This is a genomic window from Polaromonas sp. UBA4122, from assembly GCA_002381615.1.
Classification (GTDB): domain Bacteria; phylum Pseudomonadota; class Gammaproteobacteria; order Burkholderiales; family Burkholderiaceae_C; genus Polaromonas.
The window spans coordinates 48,387-50,741 of record DFWY01000074.1 but is presented as its reverse complement, the minus strand read 5'-3'; the positions used below and the strand labels follow the sequence as shown (position 1 = coordinate 50,741).

Here is a 2,355-nt window from a genome sequence, read left to right as displayed (position 1 = left end):
TTCGACAAGCTCAGGGTGAACGGAGATTCCTTAAGGTAGCGCCATGAGGGTCTGATCCCAATTAATTCGTGCCAGGTCGGTTTGTGGCTCGGTTGGAGTCGAAGCTGCTATTAAATAAATAGCTGCTTGCGCAGGTGCAGCGGGGGCCAGAGCCATAAAAATCTTGTAATTTTGCCCAATGCCCGTCATTGCGAGCCCTTCGATCCTTCGCCCCTTCGACAAGCTCAGGACAGGCTAAGCTCAGGACAGGCTCAAGCACGTAATCCACATCGAAACATCCCACCACTTATGACCTCTAACCCCAACAGCATTCTTTTAACTGGCGGCGCCGGCTACATTGGCAGCCACACCTATGTGGCCTTGGTCGAGGCCGGCTACAACCCGGTCATCCTGGACGACTTTTCCAACAGCCACCCGGCCGTGCTGGCGCGCCTGGAGCGCATCACCGGCCGCCCGGTGGTCTGCGAGCGCCGCGACGTGGCCGACACGGCCTTTGTGCAAGCCATGCTGCAGCGCCATGCCGTGGCGGCGGTGGTGCACTTTGCAGGATTCAAGTCGGTCGGTGAAAGTGTGGCGCAGCCGCTCAAGTACTACCGCAACAACGTGGGTGGCATGGTCAGCCTGCTGCAGGCGATGGACGCTGCCAATTGCCGCACGCTGGTGTTTTCAAGCAGCGCCACGGTGTATGGCGACCCGGCCAGCGTGCCCATCACCGAAGACTTTCCCACCAGCCATACCAACCCCTATGGCCATACCAAGCTGGTGTGTGAGGACATGCTGGCCGCCCTGCGCACAGCCAACCCGGCGTGGCAGGTGGGCGTGCTGCGCTACTTCAACCCCGTGGGCGCGCACCCGAGCGGCCTGATCGGCGAAGATCCAAGCGGCATTCCCAACAACCTGATGCCTTACGTGGCGCAGGTGGCGGTGGGCAGGCGGCCCTGCCTCAACGTGTACGGCAACGACTACGCCACGCCAGACGGCACCGGCGTGCGCGACTACATCCATGTGCAAGATCTGGCGCAGGGTCATGTGGCGGCGTCGCAGGCGCTGTTGGACGACGGGGAGGGCGGCGACAGCTTTACCGTCAACCTGGGCACCGGAAAGGGCCACAGCGTGCTGGACGTAGTGCGCGCCTTCGAGCAAGCCAGCGGCCGCCCAGTGCCGTACCAAATCATGCCGCGCCGCCAAGGCGATGTGGCCCAGTGCTATGCCGACCCGGCGCTGGCCCAGCGCCTGCTGGGCTGGCGTGCCACGCATTCGCTGGCGGATATGTGCGCAGACGCCTGGCGCTGGCAAAGCCAGAATCCGGAGGGCTATGAATAAGTGCCAAATGTGCCCCTAGCCCATATAGGACGGGTGCAGACAGCTATTAATTTGATAGTTACCAAGCAGCCATCAAACTCAAATAGGCGAATGCGTGCGCAGCCGGTCTTTGAGCGCTGCATCAATGCGTGTCTGCCAGCCGTCGCCGGTAGCACGAAAAGCAGCTGATACATCGGGTGACAGCCGGAGGGTGGTAGGCACCTTGGGCGCAGCCTTCACGCTGCCACCGGGCGGCCCTGGTGACGCATCATGATCTGCTCGGGCGTAGTCACGCGCCCCTCACTCAGAACTGACCTGGTTTACGCGGTTCATGAAATCCAGTTGTGCCGGCTGGCCAGCTGAAGCTCTTACTTCTCGGCAAACCCGGTGAACTGGTAACCCAGTGAAACCCCCAGCACCTTGGCTTTGAAGTCGCCGCGCAGCGCCGCCACCTGTCCCACTGTGGTCATCACGGACAGTGACTTTGACAAGCGGTAACCCATACCGGCGTTGAGCTGGCGCACCAGGCCACCGCCCACGGCCAGACCGCCGCCGCCGGCTGCACCCAGCAGCGCTTCGCCCTCGACAAACCAGCGCTGGGACACCGGCCACTGGCTGCCCACGCCGACCAGCCCGGTCATGAAGGCGCCTGCTTTGCCGGCATAGGCGGCCAGACCCTGGCCCGTCAAGAACCAATGGGGCGATACAACGTAGTCGATCTGCACGCCCAGGTTGCTCACTGACTGGTCCACATCGCTGCTGCGCCAGCTGGGGCTGGCTTTGAAGTAAGTCTGGTTCACCACGCGCAGACGCAGCGGCTTGGCGTCAAACCCGCCCAGCGCATTCCATGGCACGGCGGCTGACGAGACGGCGGGCAGGCCAAACTGGTAATTGAGCTTGAGCGCCACGCTGCGCGCCTTGAAGCTTCTGGACGGCGCACGCACCTCGCCCAGCGACAATTCCACCGCGGTGCGCGGCGTCAGGTTTTGTTGCAATGCGATGCCGGCGTCCAGCAGCAATCCCCCTCCGGTGTCCACCCCGCCGCCGCCGGCA

1 protein-coding gene and 2 pseudogenes are annotated in these 2,355 nt (G+C 63.0%); 1 reads left to right on the top strand and 2 read right to left on the bottom strand.

The genetic code is table 11. The annotated features are described in order from the left end of the window. Nucleotides 1-288 precede the first annotated feature (288 nt). Complete coding sequence (galE, locus tag B3F77_RS09690; protein ID WP_293604756.1) at nucleotides 289-1,323, top strand: UDP-glucose 4-epimerase GalE; 1,035 nt, start codon at nucleotides 289-291, stop codon at nucleotides 1,321-1,323. A 78-nt stretch (nucleotides 1,324-1,401) separates the two neighbouring features. Here the strand turns inward: galE and B3F77_RS09685 are convergent. Both B3F77_RS09685 and B3F77_RS09680 read right to left on the bottom strand, forming a co-directional pair. Beyond that, nucleotides 1,402-1,554, bottom strand: a pseudogene (locus tag B3F77_RS09685) (BrnA antitoxin family protein); the annotation flags it as partial. 116 nt (nucleotides 1,555-1,670) lie between these two features. Then, nucleotides 1,671-2,355 (bottom strand): annotated as a pseudogene (locus tag B3F77_RS09680) (hypothetical protein); the annotation flags it as partial.

Coding starts and splice junctions, on each gene's coding strand:
- galE (WP_293604756.1), top strand. CDS start 289: ATGACCTCTAACCCCAACAGCATTCTTTTAACTGGCGGCGCCGGCTAC.